Source organism: Methanosarcina sp., from assembly GCF_049706645.1.
Classification (GTDB): Archaea; Halobacteriota; Methanosarcinia; order Methanosarcinales; family Methanosarcinaceae; genus Methanosarcina.
Map to the genome: position 1 here is coordinate 131,627 of NZ_JBNAKP010000015.1, position 19,460 is coordinate 151,086.

The 19,460-nt window shown below is 43.2% G+C and carries 14 protein-coding genes and 1 pseudogene; 4 read left to right on the plus strand and 11 right to left on the minus strand.

Annotated elements, in window-relative coordinates:
- Window positions 1-19: 19 nt before the first annotated feature.
- From ACPK8D_RS06435 to ACPK8D_RS06445, 3 genes are all read right to left on the minus strand, one after another.
- Window positions 20-694 (minus strand): flavodoxin family protein, encoded by a 675-nt coding sequence (locus tag ACPK8D_RS06435; protein ID WP_424717017.1) that lies wholly within the window; start codon window positions 692-694, stop codon window positions 20-22.
- 309 nt (window positions 695-1,003) lie between these two features.
- Complete coding sequence (lon, locus tag ACPK8D_RS06440; RefSeq protein ID WP_424717018.1) at window positions 1,004-3,391, minus strand: endopeptidase La; 2,388 nt, start codon at window positions 3,389-3,391, stop codon at window positions 1,004-1,006.
- 71 nt (window positions 3,392-3,462) lie between these two features.
- Entirely contained in the window at window positions 3,463-3,882 is a 420-nt protein-coding gene (locus ACPK8D_RS06445) for a MarR family winged helix-turn-helix transcriptional regulator (protein ID WP_424717019.1), read from the minus strand.
- A gap of 331 nt (window positions 3,883-4,213) precedes the next feature.
- On the opposite strand from ACPK8D_RS06445, the gene ACPK8D_RS06450 reads away from it, so the two are divergent.
- The gene (locus tag ACPK8D_RS06450; protein ID WP_424717020.1) at window positions 4,214-4,381 is read left to right on the plus strand and encodes a hypothetical protein; all 168 of its coding nucleotides are present in this window, start codon (window positions 4,214-4,216) and stop codon (window positions 4,379-4,381) included.
- Window positions 4,382-4,533: 152 nt separating this feature from the next.
- Here the strand turns inward: ACPK8D_RS06450 and ACPK8D_RS06455 are convergent, their stop codons facing one another.
- The 6 genes and pseudogenes from ACPK8D_RS06455 to ACPK8D_RS06480 form a co-directional block, all read right to left on the minus strand.
- Window positions 4,534-4,929 carry a DUF3147 family protein gene (locus tag ACPK8D_RS06455; protein ID WP_424717021.1) on the minus strand — a complete coding sequence of 132 codons (396 nt, stop codon included), beginning with the start codon at window positions 4,927-4,929 and terminating at the stop codon, window positions 4,534-4,536.
- Between the two features lie 53 nt (window positions 4,930-4,982).
- Window positions 4,983-5,344 (minus strand): annotated as a pseudogene (locus tag ACPK8D_RS06460) (DUF3147 family protein).
- 114 nt (window positions 5,345-5,458) lie between these two features.
- Complete coding sequence (locus ACPK8D_RS06465; protein ID WP_424717022.1) at window positions 5,459-6,397, minus strand: D-aminoacyl-tRNA deacylase; 939 nt, start codon at window positions 6,395-6,397, stop codon at window positions 5,459-5,461.
- A gap of 208 nt (window positions 6,398-6,605) precedes the next feature.
- The gene (locus ACPK8D_RS06470) at window positions 6,606-6,782 is read right to left on the minus strand and encodes a hypothetical protein (protein WP_424717023.1); all 177 of its coding nucleotides are present in this window, start codon (window positions 6,780-6,782) and stop codon (window positions 6,606-6,608) included.
- A 26-nt stretch (window positions 6,783-6,808) separates the two neighbouring features.
- A complete protein-coding gene (locus ACPK8D_RS06475) occupies window positions 6,809-7,444 on the minus strand; it encodes an ion transporter (RefSeq protein ID WP_424717024.1) in 636 nt (211 codons plus the stop codon).
- A 210-nt stretch (window positions 7,445-7,654) separates the two neighbouring features.
- Window positions 7,655-9,175 (minus strand): glutamine synthetase family protein, encoded by a 1,521-nt coding sequence (locus ACPK8D_RS06480; RefSeq protein ID WP_424717025.1) that lies wholly within the window; start codon window positions 9,173-9,175, stop codon window positions 7,655-7,657.
- A gap of 459 nt (window positions 9,176-9,634) precedes the next feature.
- Between ACPK8D_RS06480 and ACPK8D_RS06485 the strand changes: the two genes are divergently transcribed.
- The gene (locus ACPK8D_RS06485) at window positions 9,635-10,837 is read left to right on the plus strand and encodes an FprA family A-type flavoprotein (RefSeq protein WP_424717026.1); all 1,203 of its coding nucleotides are present in this window, start codon (window positions 9,635-9,637) and stop codon (window positions 10,835-10,837) included.
- 88 nt (window positions 10,838-10,925) lie between these two features.
- Here the strand turns inward: ACPK8D_RS06485 and ACPK8D_RS06490 are convergent, their stop codons facing one another.
- On the minus strand, window positions 10,926-11,780 hold the full coding sequence (locus ACPK8D_RS06490; protein WP_424717027.1) for a hypothetical protein: 855 nt from the start codon (window positions 11,778-11,780) through the stop codon (window positions 10,926-10,928).
- Window positions 11,781-12,063: 283 nt separating this feature from the next.
- Here ACPK8D_RS06490 and ACPK8D_RS06495 point away from each other — a divergent pair, with 283 nt between their 5' ends.
- Entirely contained in the window at window positions 12,064-13,356 is a 1,293-nt protein-coding gene (locus ACPK8D_RS06495) for an APC family permease (RefSeq protein WP_424717028.1), read from the plus strand.
- 506 nt (window positions 13,357-13,862) lie between these two features.
- Window positions 13,863-15,035 (plus strand): type III PLP-dependent enzyme, encoded by a 1,173-nt coding sequence (locus tag ACPK8D_RS06500; protein WP_424717029.1) that lies wholly within the window; start codon window positions 13,863-13,865, stop codon window positions 15,033-15,035.
- 2,977 nt (window positions 15,036-18,012) lie between these two features.
- On the opposite strand, the gene ACPK8D_RS06505 is transcribed toward ACPK8D_RS06500, so the two are convergent.
- The gene (locus ACPK8D_RS06505) at window positions 18,013-19,458 is read right to left on the minus strand and encodes a 2-oxoacid:acceptor oxidoreductase family protein (RefSeq protein WP_424717030.1); all 1,446 of its coding nucleotides are present in this window, start codon (window positions 19,456-19,458) and stop codon (window positions 18,013-18,015) included.
- Window positions 19,459-19,460: the final 2 nt, after the last annotated feature.

Sequence of the window (19,460 nt, forward strand, 5' to 3'; positions counted from 1 at the left end):
TTCTTTGCTATAAATTTTATTACTTTTCTTTCTGTGCTTCTAACGCTTTTTGCCGCTTAACAAACCTTGATCCCATTTCAAAGGCTTTCTGGCAGTCCTGAGGAAATACTTCTTTTCTCCTTTTTGCTTTCTCTTCTGGATTAAAAATAGAGGAAATATACTTTGAATAATCATCAAACTGGTATGTGTCGGTACTCCATAACGATTCGGAATACCCGAATATCCTTGTTGCAAGCCATTCATTCATCTCAAAAACCTTATCAAGACAAAACATTCCAAAGTTTTCTTCCTTTATATTCATAGTGTAAATGTAACCAACCGGGATATTTTTCGGATAAAATGTCTGGACATCAACCGAGTAAGTGATATATGGAAATGTATAGCGCTCCATAAAAGATCTCATTTCTCCCGTTAAGTTCCCGAGATAAATTGGCGATCCGAGGATCACGGCATCGGCCTCTTCCAGCCTTTTCAGCACAGGCGTCAGCTCATCTTTCATAGCGCATCTGGCAAGGCTTTTTCCATCTTTTACCTTGCAGGCAAAGCAACTTATGCACCCTTTGAAATCGAGATCATAGAGATGTATTAATTCGGTTTCTGCACCCTCGGCTTTTGCACCTTCGAGAGCTTTCTCCAGCAGGGTCGCTGTATTCCAGTGTTTTCTGGGGCTTCCGTTTATTGCTATTACTTTCATGGTTTTGCCTCCAAACGTTCCAGTTTTATATCAATCTGCAAAGAGGATAATACTTGCTGTCAATAGGGAAAATAATAGTTAAAAAAAGAACTGAAATGCTTTCAAATTCCCAGGACAGAAATCAGGTGGAGCTCTTGATAAAATTAATAAGAAAAAGCAAGATTGGATGAAATTAAAGAAGAAAATTAGAATTAAAAATAATTAAAAGGAAGATAGGGGATTCTAAGGCTCTGATAAGCCATTATCCCCGATTTTGCACCTGTTAAAGATTTATGCATTATTTCAGTGCTCATGCAGCACTTTCAATGCTTATGCATTGTGCACAGGTGCGAAACTGTTTCCCGAATATGACATCACCTGCCTTGGCAGGTCAAGGTCAAGTGCTTCTTTCAGGACCTCTTCAATGGTCTCTACGGGTACGAATTTAAGTTCGTTTCTGGCATCTTCAGGCACATCCTCAAGATCCCTTTCGTTTTCTTTTGGCAGGATAACCTTCTTTATGCCTGCCCTGTGAGCTGCCAGGACTTTCTCCTTTATGCCGCCCACAGGCAATACGGCACCGCTCAGTGTAATCTCACCTGTCATGGCTATTTTCGGATCAACGGCTTTGCCCGTGATCAGGGATGTCAGAGCAGTAAAGAGGGTCACACCTGCGGAAGGCCCGTCCTTCGGGGTTGCACCTGAAGGGACGTGGATGTGAATGTCGCTTGAAGTAAAGTCAAAGCTGTTTGCAGTGTTTGCAAGCCTTGACCTGACAAGGCTCAAAGATATCTTTGCAGATTCTTTCATCACATCCCCGAGCTGGCCTGTAAGCGTAAGCTTTCCAGTGCCTGGCATAAACGTACCTTCTATGAAGAGAATATCTCCTCCTACCGGCGTCCAGGCAAGCCCTGTAACCACGCCGGGCACGTTCTCTTTTCTGGCTTCTTCCTGCCGGATAACCTCTTTTCCGAGGACTTCTTTGAGCATATCCGCCCTGACCACGTAAGGAAGATCGGTCTGGCCTGAAACAATTTTTTCGGACACAAACCTTGCAGTCTTTGCAAGCTGTTTTTTAAGTCCCCGGACGCCAGCTTCGCGGGTGTATTTATCGATAATTTCTTTCAGGGCCTCATCTTCAATTTTGAGTTTCTCCGCATCAAGGCCGTGTTCTTCCAGGATATAGGGAAGCAGATGGTCTCTTGCAATTGCAAACTTCTCATTCTTTGTGTAGCCTGAAATCTCGATCGTCTCCATTCTGTCAAGAAGCGGCCAGGGTATACTTGCCACGGAGTTGGCAGTAGCTATGAACAGCACATCCGACAGATCGTATGGGACTTCCAGATAGTGGTCTGAGAAGGTATTGTTCTGTTCGGGGTCAAGTACTTCCAGAAGGGCACTTGCCGGGTCTCCTGAGTAAGAAGCTGAAAGCTTATCGACCTCGTCGAGTATAAACACGGGATTTTTCGTGCCTGCTTTTCTCATGCCCTGAATAATTCTTCCGGGCAGGGCCCCTACGTATGTCCGCCTGTGTCCCCGGATTTCGGCTTCGTCTTTGACACCTCCGAAGCTGACCCGGACATATTTCCTGTCAAGCGCATCGGCGATGCTTTTTCCAAGGCTTGTTTTGCCAGTTCCGGGCGGCCCTGTCAGGAGCAAAATTGAGCCCTGCTTCTCACGCTTCAGTTTCATTACCGCCAGGTGCTGGATTATTCTCTCCTTGACCTTTTCCAGTCCATTGTGGTTGCTCTCAAGCACACGCCGGGCTTCGGCAATATCGATGCTCTTTTTCTCTTCGGTTACCCAGGGAAGGTCGACCAGGAGGTCAAGATAATTCCTTATAACGTGAGCTTCTGGATTATGGTTACCTCCGGCTTCGAGTTTCTTTAGCTCTGACAGTGCTTTCTTTTTCACTTCATCAGGCATCTTCGAATTCTCGATTTTCTCCCTGTACGCGGCATCGCCTGAAGCGGAGTCATCCCCCTCATTGAGCTCTTCCTGAATCACCTTCAGTTGCTCGCGGAGCATTGCCTCTCTATTCGACTTGCTTATTTTGTCGGTAACTTTTTTTGCCATTTCGATCTGGAGATTGATATTCTCTTTCTGCTTTGTAAGAATGTGAAAGAACATAAGATACCTTTCACGAACCGAAGCTAGCTCCAGGAGTTTCTGCTTTTCGGCAAGTTTTACAGGTATGTACGGCATGACAAATCCCATAATCTGGTCAATGGAATCCATCTTATCGATTGGCCGGGTAAACTGCTCGGAACCCTGGAACCGGTTGCTTATCTCGTGAATTGTCTTTTTTATGTTTGCCATTACTTCGGCTTCAGCATCCTCCTCGAAGTCCGGCAGATCATAAACAGGCTTATAGGTTGCATAGAACAGCCCGTCCCGTCTGTACAGGGAAACCGCCTCGATTCTTTCGATAGCCTTTGCGACAACGAGATATCCGTCATCAGCAGGCTGTACAAATGTGATTTTAAGCAAATTTCCGGTTTTATACAAACTATCTTCGGATAAGTCCGAAGCCTTTGTGCCGCTCTTTACTGTCAGCCCGATAGCGTTCACGAATTCGGCATTTTTCATTTCATTTAATAGTATTTCGCCGGTAACTTTGTCAGCCATTAGTTTTGTCCGGCTTTTAGGGTAAACCACTATCTCAAAAAGGGGCACTACCAGTTTCTCTCGGTTTTCTCCAGTTTGTTCTGAATACATTGTCAATCGTCTCAATTATTATCTCAAGTATTTAGTTTTAATTAACCTAACTATTTTCGCGGACAAAAAAATTACCTTATCTTTCCTAAAATTTTGATAAGCATGTCCATTTCTTTCTCTTCCAGTGAGTTCGCGATCCTTTCAATAACCTGCAACAAAGCGTGTTCCTCAGCATTGGCTATCGTCTGCCCTTTTTCTGTCAGACGAATGTAAAAAATCCTGCCGTCATCCTGGGATTTCTCCCTGTACACGCACTCCATTTTGATAAATTTGTTAATCGTCTCAGTGATGGTGGGTTTTGAGTTGCTGGTGATTTTAGCAAGCCTGCTAAAAGTTACTTCCCCGCATTCGTCAATGGTCTTTAGATATCTTATCTGCTTGAGAGTAATATCCGATAACCCACACTCGGAGAAGATTTGAGAAGAGCATTCGCTTTTGATTTTGATCAGGTTTTCAAAAACTATGAACAAATGCTCTTTTTTCTCACTCATTATCGATCCGTCCTGTTAGTTAGGGTTTTCCTAATTATATAATTTTCGGTCATTCTCTTTTTCAGCCTGAATTTCTGCATTTGACTTCTTTTTGAATGCTCCTTTTTAACCTTCTTCAGCGAAATTTGTTTGAGTAATTCTAAAATTTCCAGTTAGTTCCAGAGGCATTGACCAGTATTCTGTAAGCAGGAAAACATGCTCTGAACTTATTTGCGTGGCCCCTTCATTTTCTTTTTAGTCCTAGTTTTATAGACTAATGTTCAGAATCATTGTTTCAAAAGCAGTTTGAACCTAAATTACATACTTTTCATATCAGGCAATTTGAGGTGATATGGAAATGAACTGTGGAGATTTAAAAATGGGTCAGGTTCTTCGCTGCGAAATATGTGGTTTTGAGCTTCAGGTAGTAAAAGAGTGTGGAGACGTCTCCTGCGCTACGGACGCTTGCTGTACCGGCAACGTAACGTGTTGCGGAGAACCAATGAAATTAAAGCAATAAATCCAGGTAAATAACACAGCAAAAATAGAAGAGCAATCCAGGCAATCAGAGCTTCATCTGAGGCCAGATGGTCTCTATAGATGGAGAAAGGTGCAGTAAAGATCAGCCTGGAAAAGCTTCCTTTTAAGAACCTTTTCTGGAACCTGAAAATTTCAATAACCTGTTTTTTGGTGTCTTTTTCCTCTTATTTTTTCCAGTAAACCGTGGATCAGCCTGGTTGCTGAATATGAGCTGAAAAACCAGATCGACAGGGCAATATTAAGTGAAAGGCCCCACCTGTTAAGGTGCTCCATACAGAATACGGAAGTAAGCACGCAGATAGCACAGCCCATCATCCCTGCGCTGGCTCCTAGGGCAATGTCAGAAGCTTGTTCTGAGGTCCCGAAGTAACCTGCCATTACCACGGAAGCTGCCATTACAGCTGGAAAAGCAACAAAAATTCCTGCAAAAGATTTTGAGGGAATTATCTGCAGCAGAATAAAACAGGCAGCGACAGCGGTTCCCCCAAAGGCGAACCTGAGGGCCAGGTCCCTGAAATCTAATTTCATGATACAACTCCTTCTTTTCTACTCTTCCTCTTCAGAGGATTTGCAGCTTTTTTTCAAAACCCAAACCATGTGAAATAGATTGCCGGGGCAAGCACGGCCCAGAGAAGAAGTGCGTAAGCCAGCCCTCTTTTCCACCCGGATCGGAGAATAAAATAACTTGCAGCAAGGGCACAGGCAATGTCTGCTAGCATCCCCACAAGTGCACCTTTCGAAAGCTGTTCTGAAACCAGGAGCAGTTCACTGCCTTGATAATTCATACTCAGGCTGAGGATTGCTGCAGGTACACAGCAGGGAAAGCCGCAAAAATTCCCCCCAGCCTGCCTCCGAAGTTCTTTGCAATGAGTGTGGAAATTACAACCGCGCTCCCTCCAAAAAGAAAGCGGAGGAAAACCGGTAATATCTCAATACTTAACATTATATCCTGTTCCGTATACTGGAGCGCCTCTGATCTATAGCAACGTAATCCATCTGGAGAAGAACAACATCGTTTTTTTGTAGTATTGGGCCTGTTTTAACCCTTGCTTTAAGGTTAGTACCCATAGTTTTCCCGAATTTCGGATTCTTTCAGGACCCTGAGTCCCAGTTTCTCAAGGACTTCGGAAATCCTGTTCCTGTCTTCACTTTTCATGGATTTCCGGTCAAAATAAGCAAAATCAGCCTTTGATTTCTCAATAGCCTGCCTGATAAGGGCCTCATCCACGAATTCCAGCTGGTATTTTGGAAAATTATGCCCGAAAGAGATTCCGGTTTCGAGCAAAAGCCCTGTCTGGCGCATGGCATAATGCCCGCCTCCAAAACCGAGAACAATAGGCACTTTTTCAAAGGAGACTGCAAGGATGGCTTTTGCAGCTACCTCGCCTGCTTCAGGATTTTTCCACTGCACTTCAGTGCTTCCGATTTCGGCATAAAGCGACGGAACTGAAAGTTCCGTGGGCCCATGATGGGTCACTTCAAGGGTAACATCATACTTCAGGTCTTTTTGTTCAACCAGGCGCTTCATTTCCGTAAGAATGGATTTCATGGCAGCCGGAGAAGAGACTGCAAGGGATTTCGGGAAGCCTCCAAGCCTTGCCTCGTCCGAGGGATTTCCTGTGCAGTGCACGGTAAGGGAAGAAATTTCCTCTTTACTGCGGTGTTTGGATGCGAAAATTATGAGGGAGGCTGGCAGCCGTGCATTTTCGAGTTTCCTGTCGAGCCCGTCCTGGAAAACATGCATTTCTTCAATTTCGATAAGCCTGAATTTTCCGTCCCTTGATTCCCTGGCTGCAGAGAATCCGGAATTTTCAGGAAGCTCAAGAACTTCCCACTCCTTAAGGCTCAAAAGATGGGTCTTAATATTCTGGCTGGCAAGATCGGGGGCAGAACAGATGATTGTGATTTTCGGGACGTTTTCTGAAATTTCTTTCTGGTTTTCAGGTATTCCAGACTTTTCTTCATTATTTACTTCTGGATTGCTCACTTCTATCATTTTTGAATCGGTCCGGGTTTTTTTATTCTGATTTTTCTGAACTAATCCTCTATACATTTCTTTGCAGTAAATAAAGCCGACCCCAGACCTTTATAAGAGACATAGAACAACATCCAGAAAACAGGTCTTCATAAGAGGCATAGAACAACATCAAGAAACGAGCTCAGTTGATAAATGCAGGGTCAGTTGACAAAATATAAGCTCCAGACTATAGTTTTGCCCCGCAGTGTTTGCAGAACTCAGCGTCGCTGTCGTGTCCTTCAAAACTGCAGTTTTGACACACCCTTCCTTTAGAATATTTGCTTGCACGTGCAATTTCGGATGTGACAATACCTGTCGGAACCGCGATGATGCTGTAACCTATTATCATGACAATAGATGCCATTGCCTGCCCGAGGTTAGTCTCAGGAACTATGTCCCCGTATCCACGGTTGTAAGTGTTATAATTGCCCAGTAAATGCTCTTTGGTATACTTGTAAACCCGCTTTCTCCACCTTCAATGACGTACATCAGGGAACCCAGTATTACCACCAGATTTAAAACAGTAAAAAGGAACAGGGTTATTTTTCTTCGGCTTGCATGTAAAGCTCTAATCAATAAGTCAGCTTCACTAAGATACTTAGCAAGTTTAAGCACCCTGAAAATCCTGAGTAGACGTAAACTTCGGATTACCAGCAGGTACTCGCTACCTGGCAAAAACAGGCTGAAGTATGTAGGGAGAATTGCTATCAGGTCTATTATCCCAAAAAAACTTGTGGCGTACCGGATTGGTAGGCCAACACAGACCAGGCGCAAGAGATATTCAACCGTAAACAGTATTGTGAAAATCCATTCCAGGGAATAAAACAGATCACCGTATAAAGCCGAAGTTTCCCTTACGCTATCGAGCATGACAACAATAACGCTCAGCAGAATGGATAGGATCAGGATTTCGTCAAACAGTTTTCCGGCAGGTGTGTCAGCTTCAAATATTGTTGTATATAACGTATTTCTCCAATCGTTGTCAGGTGGTCTATTTTGCGGGTTATTTTTCACTGAACCAGCCATTGTTAACATCCACGTAGAAAAGTTACATCCATCTATGTTTCAAAAGGCAATAAGTATTTTCTTACGGTGGATTATAAAGTACTGCCAGATGTCAATAAAATTGCAAAAACTGGAGGAAATTCGTTTTTACAGGGCCTGCTTTCTGACAAGCAGAGCCCTGCTTTTTTGTGAAAAAAGAAAAAAGGTTGTTTAAAGTTACTTCTATAGAGCTCAGCCAACGTGGATGTAAGAGTCCACAAGTTTCCTGATTTCTTCGTTCTTGCCGTAAAGTCTCTCACTGAGCTGGTTGTCGTCGAGACCTTCAAGGTATTTTACGGTGTCGTTAATCATACCTTCGGTGAAGACATCGTACTCCATGAAAATATCCTTCAGTTTCTTCAGGGCCTGAGCGGACTCGTAGCAGGAAGCAGGCAGGTGCTCAAGCTGAGCAAGCCTGTCCTTGTGCTCGTCCTTGAAAATGTTCACGCTGATGTAGAGGTTCTTTGCAACCTCAAGAGCATTGTCCATTTCAAAGCCGTGGCGGATACCTACAGCAAAGGCTGCAAGGAGGAGGTAAAGGTCAGCTGAGGGGTCTGCGGCACGGAATTCAAAGGTAGACTTGTAGCTGTGGCTCTTGAACTCATCATCGTAAGTCGGATTGGCGATGGCTATCATCTTGCTGGATCCTTCAGAGAACCAGCCAAGAGGCACACGAACCAGGGCAGAGCGGTTCCTGTCTCCCCAGCAGATGTTGGTAGGAGCTTCCTGGTGAGGTACAAGGCGGAGGTAGGATGTCGGAATCCTGTTTCCAAAGGCAGTAATTCCTGATGCAATGTCAAGAAGGCCGGCTATTGCACGCTTTGCAGTGTCGCTAACATTTCCGTTTTCGACCATAACGCTCTTTCCGTCCTTCAGGAGTTTCATGTGGACATGCAGTCCGCTGCCTGCTTTTCCGACAGTGATCTTCGGGGCAAAGCTGACAATTACACCGTACTGGTCAGCAAGCATCCTGAGCATCCATTTTGCAATAAGCAGACGGTCGACACTGTTCTCAAGCGTGTCAGTCTCGAATTCGATTTCGTTCTGCTCGTAGTAGTATTTATCGTCAGTAAAGTTTCCGACTTCAGAGTGCCCGTACTTGATTTTTCCGCCAGCTTCGGAGATATACATCATTGCTTCTTTCCTGAGCTGGTCGAATTTGGTGAAGGGATTGGATTCGTGGTATCCTCTCTGGTCAACAGCCGGGAAACCCATATTGACTTCATCTTTGTTGGCGATAATGTAGTATTCGAGTTCTCCCATTGCCTGAAGTTCATAGCCTGTCTTCTCGGTCAGGACCTGGGCAGCCTTCTTCATGACGGTTTCGGAAGAGCTTGCGAGAGGGGTTCCGTCCTTGTCAAAGTAAGAACAGAGGATATCAAGGGTTGGGATTTCTTCAAAAGGATTCACGAAGGCAGTCCTGTATTTAGGAAGGACATAGAGATCGCTTGAGTCTGCTTCGATGTATGTGAAAAGGCTTGATCCGTCGACTCTCTCACCAGCGGAGAGTAAGTTGTCAAGATGTTCTTCGTCTCTGATCACGAAGGCGAGGGCTTTAAGTCTCCCATCCCCGCCAACATAGCGGAAAGTCAGCATCTTAACGCCGTTTTCCTTGACGAACTTTATAATGTCCTCTTTGGTGAATTCTTCTGCTGGTTTGTTGAGGTATTGTACCAGTTTATTAGGATTCAGTTCTATAGATGATGTTTTCATAATTATCCCTTCTTTTTTACTGTATATTCGGAATATTTAAAGCCTCAATTCAATCCCGAATATTTTCAGGCTCACGGGTTGACATATCGGCCATAATTTTGTGAACTCTTGCCTGCTAGGAAGAAGATAACTTACTGCTGTCTATATAAAGTTTTTCTTTTTTTTATTTTTCAGAAAAAATACTATAAAAAAAGAGGCAGCACAGCTTTATTCTTCATTTTTCTGCACAGTTGGTTTTTGATGATTACGTTGAAACTTCAGTTAAAATTCTGTCTGTTGAGATTTTGTCCTTTAAGATTCTGTCAGTTAAGGGTTTTGCCTAATAAATATATTGGACGAATACAATATAGTCACTAAATAAATCCATCTATCAGATTGCGAGATGCAGACAGAGATTTTTTTATCTGCTCTTTATTTTGAGCCATTTCTTATTCTATCGGGGAGAATGGAGGAAAAAATATGGAAATTTACAGTATTCCTGAAATTGCCAGAAATGTGTTCTGGGTTGGGGCAAAAGACTGGAACCGCAGAATGTTTGATGCTTTGATCCCGCTGCCTCAGGGGACGAGCTACAACGCTTATCTTGTGAAAGGAGAAGAGAAAACAGCCCTTATAGATACCGTGAACCCTGGTTTTGAACAGGAGTTCGAAGAAAAGATAAAGCTGGTCTCCAGCCTGGAAAAGCTGGACTACCTGATAATGAATCATGCCGAGCCCGACCATGCCAGTGCAATTCGTTACATTATGGATAGGGCTCCTGGCTCAATACTCGTTACGACGGACAGAGGCGTGAAAATGGCAAGCCTTTACCACGAACTGCCAGAAGCCCGGGTTAAAGTCGTTGCCGACGGAGATACTCTTGAGCTGGGAGGGAAAACCCTGCGCTTCATCGAAGCTCCCTGGCTTCACTGGCCTGAAACTATGTTTACATACCTTCCTGAAGACAGGATCCTTTTCCCGTGTGATTTCTTCGGGTCTCACACAGCCCAGGGCGTTTACGATGAAGACCTGGAGGATCTTATCCCTCTCGCAAAACGCTATTACGGGGAAATCATGATGCCTTTTGGGAAAATGGGGGCAAAGGCTCTTGAAAAAATAAAGGATCTTAATATCGAGATTATTGCCCCGAGTCATGGGCCTATCTATAAAAATCCGCAGCGTATACTTGAGCCCTATAAGAAGTGGACTGCAGGGGAGACCGAAAATAAAGCCCTTATTGTCTATGTGAGTATGTGGGGTTCCACACAACTCATGGTCAGGACAATTGCCGAAACCTTGTTGAAAGAAGGCATAGATGTCAGAGTGTATGACCTTGCAGTCTCGGATATAGGAGATATCGCAAGGGAACTGGTCGATTCACGGGCTATTATCCTCGGAGCTCCTACTGTCCTCGCAGGCATGCATCCTCTTGCCGTTTACGGCACTTACCTGGTAAAAGCGCTCAATCCGCCTGCAAAGTACGGGGTTATACTCGGGTCCTTTGGCTGGGGCGGAGGAGCTCTGAAGCAGGCAGGAGAAATTCTGGTTCCTTCTAAGATGGAAGTTGTGGGAACGCTTCAGGTAAAAGGCAGGCCCGGGGAAGAAGATTTGAAAAGGGTTGAGGAAATCGGCCGGGAGCTTGCCCAAAAAATGAAATCGTTCTCCCAAAAGACCTCTGCCTGATGATTCACGCCTGAAAAACCGATTTTGAGCTATGCATAAGGCCCCTTTCAGTCCGGCCAGATCCGGGGTTAACTCGGGTCGGGCCAGTTTAATCTGTCAGAGGAGCCTTACTTAACCTTTTCAGCAGCACTTTTAGATTTCCATAAAGGGCAACGCCTAAAACCGCTCCCCATAAAGGCATGAGGCTTTCAATTCCTGCCCATCCTTCCAGGGCTGCAAATAAAATTGCGTTCAGAAGGGCTGTCAGTTGAGCCGCCTGGGTCCGAAGCGGATCTAAGGGAATTCCTGTCAGGTCCCCTCTGGATTTTATTTTCCCGGATCTGAGGACCCGTGGAATAAAAAGGAGAGTTGCTGCAAGCACGAATAGTCCTAACTGGATATCCATCAAAATGCTTTCTTTACCTGCAGTCTTCACAAAGGCAAGCAATGAAATCATAAATATGATGCCTCCAAAAACGCGGTTGCATCGATTGGGTTCCGGAAGGAAAGAGTCCAGGAAAAATGCAAGTGCTGTAAATAAGCTGAAAGCCCATTCTCCCTGAAATGAAATCCAGCCCGAAAGCAGAAGTATCGCAAGAGAATCGGAAGTTTTTGCAGGCAGGCCCGTACTCCTGTTTATTACACGGATAAGCAGGAGTTCCAGGAAAAGAGCAAGCAGGAAAGGAGGCGGAAAAAGCAGGAACCCTGTACAGCCCAAAAAAGCCGCAACAAAAGCTGAGAATTCATTGTCAGGATCCAGCTCTCTTGCAAATGCCCACGCAAGAAAAACCGATGCTCCTGCCCCTAAGCCTGACTCCAAAGCCGAAAAGATTTCCTTCCCGAGGATGAGTTGAAGGCATGCGGTTCCCAGGAAAAAAAGCAGGCTAATTATTACAATTGCTCTGTTTGTGGGATAAGCAAGGTCTACGGAACGAGTAACTGAGCTTAACCTTTTGGGCTTCATTTTATCTCAGCGGGCTGAAAATGCTTAATTTTGTGTTATTTTATTTTTAACAGGAGTTAAGATACAAAGCTTCTCATGGTATATAATATCTGGAATTAAACTTAATTCAGGAAACTAAGCCTTTTATTGAGATCAGGACATTTTATAAAAGGGTAGTTTTTAGAGCCTGGTGATAAAAACTTGATAATGAGCTTTCAGTATAAGTCTTTCTGATATGCCTGAGGCCCGTTTTTAAAATTATTTTTATCGTCGTGAACTTCAGGTTTTGGTGCAGGGGTTTCTTATGGAAAGGGAGTCTGAACTAAAAAAGGAATTGAATTTGCTGGAGATTACTCTGGTAGGAATTGGCAATATTCTCGGAGCCGGGATTTACGTGCTTATGGGGAGAGCTGCAGGGCTTGCAGGCAATATGGTCTGGTTTTCTTTTCTGTTTGCCGGGGCTACAGCTGCACTTTCCGCCCTTAGCTATATGGAGCTTGCTTCTATGTACCCCTGGGCAGGTGCGGAATATGAGTTCGTAAAGAGAGCTTTTGGAGAACGCATTGGCCTATTTGTTGGGCTGCTTGTCATCTATTTTGTGGTGATAACGAGTTCTGCGGTTGCCCTTGGATTTGGCAGGTACTTCAGCAACCTTTTCGGGAGCGGATACTTAATAGGAGCAGTAGGCCTGTTTATCTTTCTCAGCCTTATAATGATTTACGGGATAAAGGAATCAGCCCGGCTGGCTATTCTCATAAGTCTGATAGAAGTGTCCGGACTTTTAATTGTCATTTACACAGGTTTCCCTTACCTTGGAACGGTAAATTATCTTGAAGCTACGGACCTTGCAGGAATCTTTGAGGCTTCGACTCTGATTTTTTTCGCATTTCTCGGTTTTGAAGACATTGTGCGATTGTCTCAGGAAACGAAAGAAGCCGAAAAAACGACTCCGAAAGCCCTGCTAATTGCCATATTTTTTACGGTTTTCCTGTACATGTGCGTGGCAGTAATTGCAGTAAGCGTGCTTGATTTTCGGGTTCTCGGACTTTCAGGGGTTCCGCTTGCAGATGTTGTGGCTGTTTCTCTGGGGAACGATGCTTTTGTCCTTATGTCCTGGATCGCCCTTCTTTCTACCATGAATACCGTACTTGTGGTTATGCTTGGAGGGTCAAGGATTATTTACGGTATGGCATATTCAGGGTCGCTTCCGAGAAGCCTCTCCCGGGTACACCCCAGTTATCATACTCCGTGGGTCGCAATTTTCGGACTTGCCTGTCTCTCAATCCTGTTCGTGCTGCTCAGGGATATTGCGATCGTAGCAAATATTTCTAATTTTATGATCTTTGCGGTCTTTTTTATGGTCAATCTCTCCCTGATAAAGCTCCGTTATACTGACCCCGGAAGAAATCGTCCTTTCAGAGTTCCCCTGAATATCGGCCGTTTTCCCCTGCTTCCGCTTCTTGGCGCCCTCTCGACTGTATTTCTTTTTTCTCAGCTAAGTCTGGAAGTTATAACTTACGGTCTTGTACTTGCAGGACTCGGTATACTGATAGTGCTGCTCAGAACCAGAAAGAAAGGCCTACCACCTACACATTAAAATTATTTATAAATCCGTAAATCTGGCATTATGTAAAATGGCTTAATAAAAAATATTTGTTAAAAATAATACTTAATAGCGCCTTTTAACCCTTTAAACCATTTAATTAAACCCTTATTTTAATTTCAACGTTTAAAGTCCTTTCTTTGGGGTAAAAATTGTTCATGCATATTCCGGGAGTATCTACGATTCCTCGTCTCTCCTCCTGGCTTAAAAGGCTTTTTTCCGGCTTTAATGCAAAAAAAGGACTTGGTTATGCCTTTTTTAATAATACGACGATTTATATTAAATATTTATTGATTTCAGTTAGTCTTGTGTCTTGATATTCACCAATAATTAGTTTTATATACATTAAATCCTATTTGAATCGTTTTATTTCACGCATTATCAAAATAATTGATTATAAACTTAATAATCATTACAAATTATTGAGATGCTAAAAATTATTAACTAGTACTTACATAAGTTTGATTACGGATCAGTTCCAATTTTAAAAGGGAGTAGATATGAGAAAAGAGCGTTATGAATTTCCGCTGGAGGACTTTGTTTCAAGAGATGAGTTTAACCGAATCAAAAAGTTCTCCCGGGATAAAGAAACCCCATTTCTAATCGTTGACCTGCCGAGAATAGAGCAAAGCTACGAAGAACTGGTAGAGCACATGCCCTTTGCAAAAATTCACTATGCTGTAAAGGCTAATCCCATGGACGAAGTCGTGCTTGCCCTGAAGAACAAAGGCTCTAATTTTGATGTGGCAACGGTTTACGAACTTGATCAGCTTCTCAGGCTTGGGGTAGAACCTGAAAGGATCAGTTACGGCAATACTATCAAAAAAGAGAAGGACATAGAGTACGCATATGAAAAGGGAGTGAGGCTTTATGTTACCGACTCTGAAAGTGATTTAAAAAAGTTAGCCCGAAGAGCCCCGGGCTCCAGAGTGTTTTTCCGTATCCTTACTGAAAGCGATGGGGCTGACTGGCCTCTCTCAAGGAAGTTCGGTTCGCATCCTGATCTGATATATAAGCTCATTCTGAAGGCCGAAAAAATGGGGCTTGAGCCTTATGGGCTTTCTTTTCACGTTGGTTCCCAGCAGAGGGATATTGGCCAGTGGGATAACGCCATTTCCAAGTGCAAATACCTTTTTGAGGCAGTGGCTGAAAAGGGCATACGTCTGAAAATGATCAACCTCGGAGGAGGTTTTCCTGCAAAATACCAGGCGCAGGCTCACGATCTTGAAACCTATGCCCGGGAAATCCGCCGCTTTTTGCATGAGGACTTCGGAGAGGAGCTGCCTGAAATTATTATAGAACCCGGCCGATCTCTGGTCGCCAATGCCGGGGTAATCGTAAGTGAAGTTGTAATGATAGCCAAAAAGGCCAGATTCAACCAGTACAAATGGGTATATCTCGATATCGGCAAATTCGGGGGCCTTATAGAAACCCTTGATGAGTGCATCAAATACCCCATTTTCTGCGATAAAAAGGGTTGTGCCGAAGAAGTAATCCTTGCAGGCCCGACCTGCGACAGCATGGATATTCTTTATGAACAGCACAAGTATAGTTTCCCCCACACAATGCGGGAAGGAAACCGCGTTTATATCTTTACGACGGGTGCCTATACCCAAAGCTACAGTTCTGTGAGTTTTAACGGCTTCCCGCCGCTCAGGTCTTACCTTATTTGAAAGCTTATCCAAAGGCTTACTCAAAAGCTTACTCAAAAGCTTACTCAAAGGCTTATTCAAAAGCGCATTCCAGATGGGCCGAAATATTAAAAAGGCCTTCTGGCCCCTTTCTTCTTAATTCCGGCTGTCTCAATTTCAGTTTTTTTTGCGCATTCATTTTGAAGTTCTCTTTTTTGCTGGCTTGAAATTTTTAACGAGAGCAAAAATATACATTTGTTCAGTAAATTTAATCAGAAACTATTTTTTAGACGGGTTATAATATATATTTTAAGATGCTATAACACAGAGTACAGGTTGAGAGTTATAGGGTTTCCTCTCAATCTTATGGGGTTGGGATCATCGATAGGGGCCCACGAATGGAAACAGGGCCTCTATCATTCCTCTAATAAATTGCGGCCCGAGTCCCGCAAGCTACAAGCCTTTTCAAAAACGGCTTGATCGCAAACCTTTTCAAAAAAGGTTTGATCGAAAACGGCTAACGCTTGTGATTGAGAAATACTTCTAATCCCCAATCCCTATCCGGCGTGATCAACCGGTGCAACGCAAACCTTTTCAAAAACGGCTTGATCGAAGAACCTCTCTCAACGGTGTAAGCGAACTAATTTTAAAAAATTGTCAGTGGCTTGAGTACACAAACAAAAAAATACGGAAACTTTTTTCCAGGCTGCAGGTTTTTATGGCATCTTGTGTAGATCAGGCTTTTCTGTGGCTGTAGTGATATAAGCCTTGAAAATCACTGAATCTTGAGGATTAGTGTAAACACTACTGAAACTAAAATCTGGTTTTTACCGGGACGCAATTCTAATAATTGCTGTCTCAGGAGCTTTTCAACGGCGTTGAAATTTCAGAAGAGGAAAAATTATTGTATTTTATTAAAACTTTGGGCGAGAACAGAATTTTTGGGTCGGCTATGATATGTATTCCCATGTAATTATAAAATAATACAGATTAAGAGTAATAGGGTTTCCTCTTAATCTCTGGGTTGGATCATAGGTAGGGACTCGAGAATAGGGACTCGACCCCCTACCATTACTTCTAGACCAGTAAACTACTTTTAGAATAATATTGCTTTTTAGCAAATACTTTTAAAAGCAATTTATAAAAGCCCTTCTTTTCCTTACAATGTGTTCAGCTTTAATAAAGTTTGTTATTTTTCCGGAATCTAAAAGTTCTTTTATTACCTGCTCTCTAACTCTTACATATCTTCTCTTTTCTTTGAGAGGCTTCAAAAAATAGGTCTTTAATGTAACTGGTAATTTATTGCAATTTAATTTTTTGAATTTTATATTTCGATTAAAGATTTTAACGTCATTAAAAGTTTCGCTACGGAAAAAAAACAGGATACGTTTAAAAAATAATATTACGAACAGTTTTTTGGGTCGGTTATGATATATATCCCCACGCCACTATAAAGGTATAGATTAAGAGTAATAGGGTTTCCTCTTAATCTTTGGGTTGGATCGCAGGTAGGACCTGAGAATAGGGACTCAGACCCTACCATCTACTTCTAAATTAATTTTCAGGATCACTTACTCTTCTTCATAATGTCTTTATTTTTTATAAACCTTGTGACCGTTCCTAAATTCTTGTTTTTATTGGTACTGCTAGCCGCCGCTTACGAAATTGATGCGCAGGTTAAGCATTTTTTCGTTTTTCTTCAGCTTTACCTCAGCACCAAACTCAGAACATTTCCTCGCAGGTTGTGCGTATTCACTCTTTTTTCACAGCATACTTGTTACAGTGCATTTTTTCAGTGTACTTTTTACAGTTATGGCATCTAATATGGTCCAGGACTTTTCCAGATTCATTTCTATTTAACCCGGTTTTAGAACGTTACTATTAGTACGCTACGATTAACATCCTGCGACTAACATGTTATAGATATAATTTTTGCTTTTCCGGATTAAAGGACAACACTAATTTTCTTTAATTTTGATTCCATTAATATAGTTGATCTATTTATTTCAGTAATAATATCCATTTAACTATACTTCATTTAACTGTAGCTGCATCTTTATTTTACAGTACCCTGATTTATTTATATTAATGCATCTTAAAACTAGCTTATTTATATTAGCTGCATCTAGCTGCATCTCAAAATTAGCCTGTTACATCTTGATGCGAACCTGTTACAGTCGTCCGAAAATAGCTTTAAAGAACCTTAGATATACTGGAAAAGAGTGACCGATTTATAGAATTAAAATTTTCAACGCCATTGAAAATTTTACGAATAACCAAAATAAGTAACCTAAACAAAATTCAATTTACGAATTGTTTTTTGGGTCGGTTATGATATATATCTCCACACCGTTATAAAATGTGTTTAGATTGAGAGTAATAGGGTTTCCTCTCAATCTATGGGTTGGATCGCAGATAGGGATTCGAGAATAGGGACTCGACCCCTACCATCTACTTCTATACTGAGATTAAAAGTCTTACCATCTACTTCTATACTGAGATTAAGAGTAATAGGGTTTCCTCTTAATCTCTGGGTTGGATCGCAGGTAGGGATTCGAGAATAGGGACTCGGCCCCCTGCCATTTAATTCTAGACCAGTAAACTACTTTTAAAATAATATTGCTTTTTAGCAAATACTTTTAAAAGCAATTTATAAAAGCCCTTCTTTTCCTTACAATGTGTTCAGCTTTAATAAAGTTTATGATTGGTTCCAGAGTAATGTGTATATCTAATTATCTCTTTTTTGTGATCAATTATACCTGCCGATTGAGTTTTTCAGAAATTTATGCTTCTCAGAACAATTTTCTATGCAGAGCAATCTGAAAATCAGCATGGGACAGTTAAGCAATTAAAGAGAATAAATTAGCTAAAAATTATGGAAACTACTGAAAACTACTGAAAACTACTGAAAACTACAATCAGGTAGAGAAAAAGCTTCCCCACCTGTTTTTTGCGCAATTCCAGTGCTTTCGAAACTCAGTTTTCCTCAAACCTTACAGTTTTTTCAAACCTTAAAGTCTTAGATTTTAACATTTTCTCTTGCCCACTGTGCCCCGGCTTCGAGAACCATCCGGTTAAACTCGATGACTCTTGGCTTCCCTGCGAAGTTTTCAGCAAGAGCTTCCTTGAAGACTTCTTCTTCCAGGCCGGTTGCGTTAAGGCCAACCAGGACTCCGAGCATGAAGGAATTGGCGGCTTGCTCAGAACCGGCCTCCTTAGCTTTTTCGGTTGCAGGGACTGCAACAGCTTTGACACCGGCAGGCGTTTCGGCTTCGCCGATAGACGAATCGTAGAGGATAAAGCCTCCTTCCCGGACTGCCCCTTCGAACCTTTCAAGGGAAGGACGGTTCATAGCTACCAGGATGTCCGGGGTGTAAACTGTAGGAGAGCCTATAGGCTGGCCTGAAATCACGACTGAACAGTTCGATGTGCCTCCTCTCTGTTCCGGGCCATAGGACGGGAACCAGGATGCATTGAGATTTGCCTTTACTCCTGCCTGCGCAAGGATAATACCCATGCTGAGAACACCCTGCCCTCCGAAACCCGCAATTTTGGTCTGAATCGGGGCAAAATCCTTTCTGGCAGGCTTTTCCCCGGTATCCGCTTCAATCCCGTATAACTGTTCAAGGGTTTCAGTTGTAAAGTCACTGACTCCACGGTGCAAAGGCTCGACTTCTCCGGCTTTATCCCTGAAATTCTTGAGAGGAAATTCTTTTTCCATTTCCTCATTTATGAAATTGATAGCCTGTTCAGCATCCATCTTGAGATTAGTCGGGCAGGCGGCAAGGACTTCAACAAAAGCATATCCTTTGCCGTCACGCTGGATCTCAAGTGCCTTCCGCACGGCTTTCCTGGCTTTCCTTATATGGGAAATATCCGAGACTGAAACCCTCTCAATAAAAACCGGAGCCTTAAGGTTGTCCAGCAGCTCGCACATATGGAGTGGATAGCCTGCAAAACGGGGATCCCGTCCCTCTGGGCATGTTGTGGTTTTCTCGCCCACAAGGGTTGTAGGCGCCATCTGTCCGCCTGTCATTCCGTAAACGGTATTGTTTACGAAAAAGACTGCAAGCTTTTCACCCCTGTTTGCGGCCTGGAGAGTCTCGTTCAGGCCTATGGAAGCAAGGTCTCCATCGCCCTGGTAGGAAATAACCACGGCATTTTCTTCGGCCCTGGAAACTCCTGTCCCTACCGCAGGTGCCCGCCCGTGGGCAACCTGGATATTGCCTGCGTCAAAATAATAGTAAGCAAAGACCGCACAACCCACGGGGCTGATCATAACGGTCCTGTCCTGGATCCCGAGATCATCGATTGCTTCGGCAATAAGCTTATGCAGAACCCCATGCCCGCATCCGGGACAGTAGTGAGTAGCTGTCGAGGCTGCCCCTCCTTTTCTGGGGTAGTCCGAGTACAGGGCTTTTGGCTTTCTGATAACTTTTTCTCCGTTAATGATTTCTGCTGCCATTT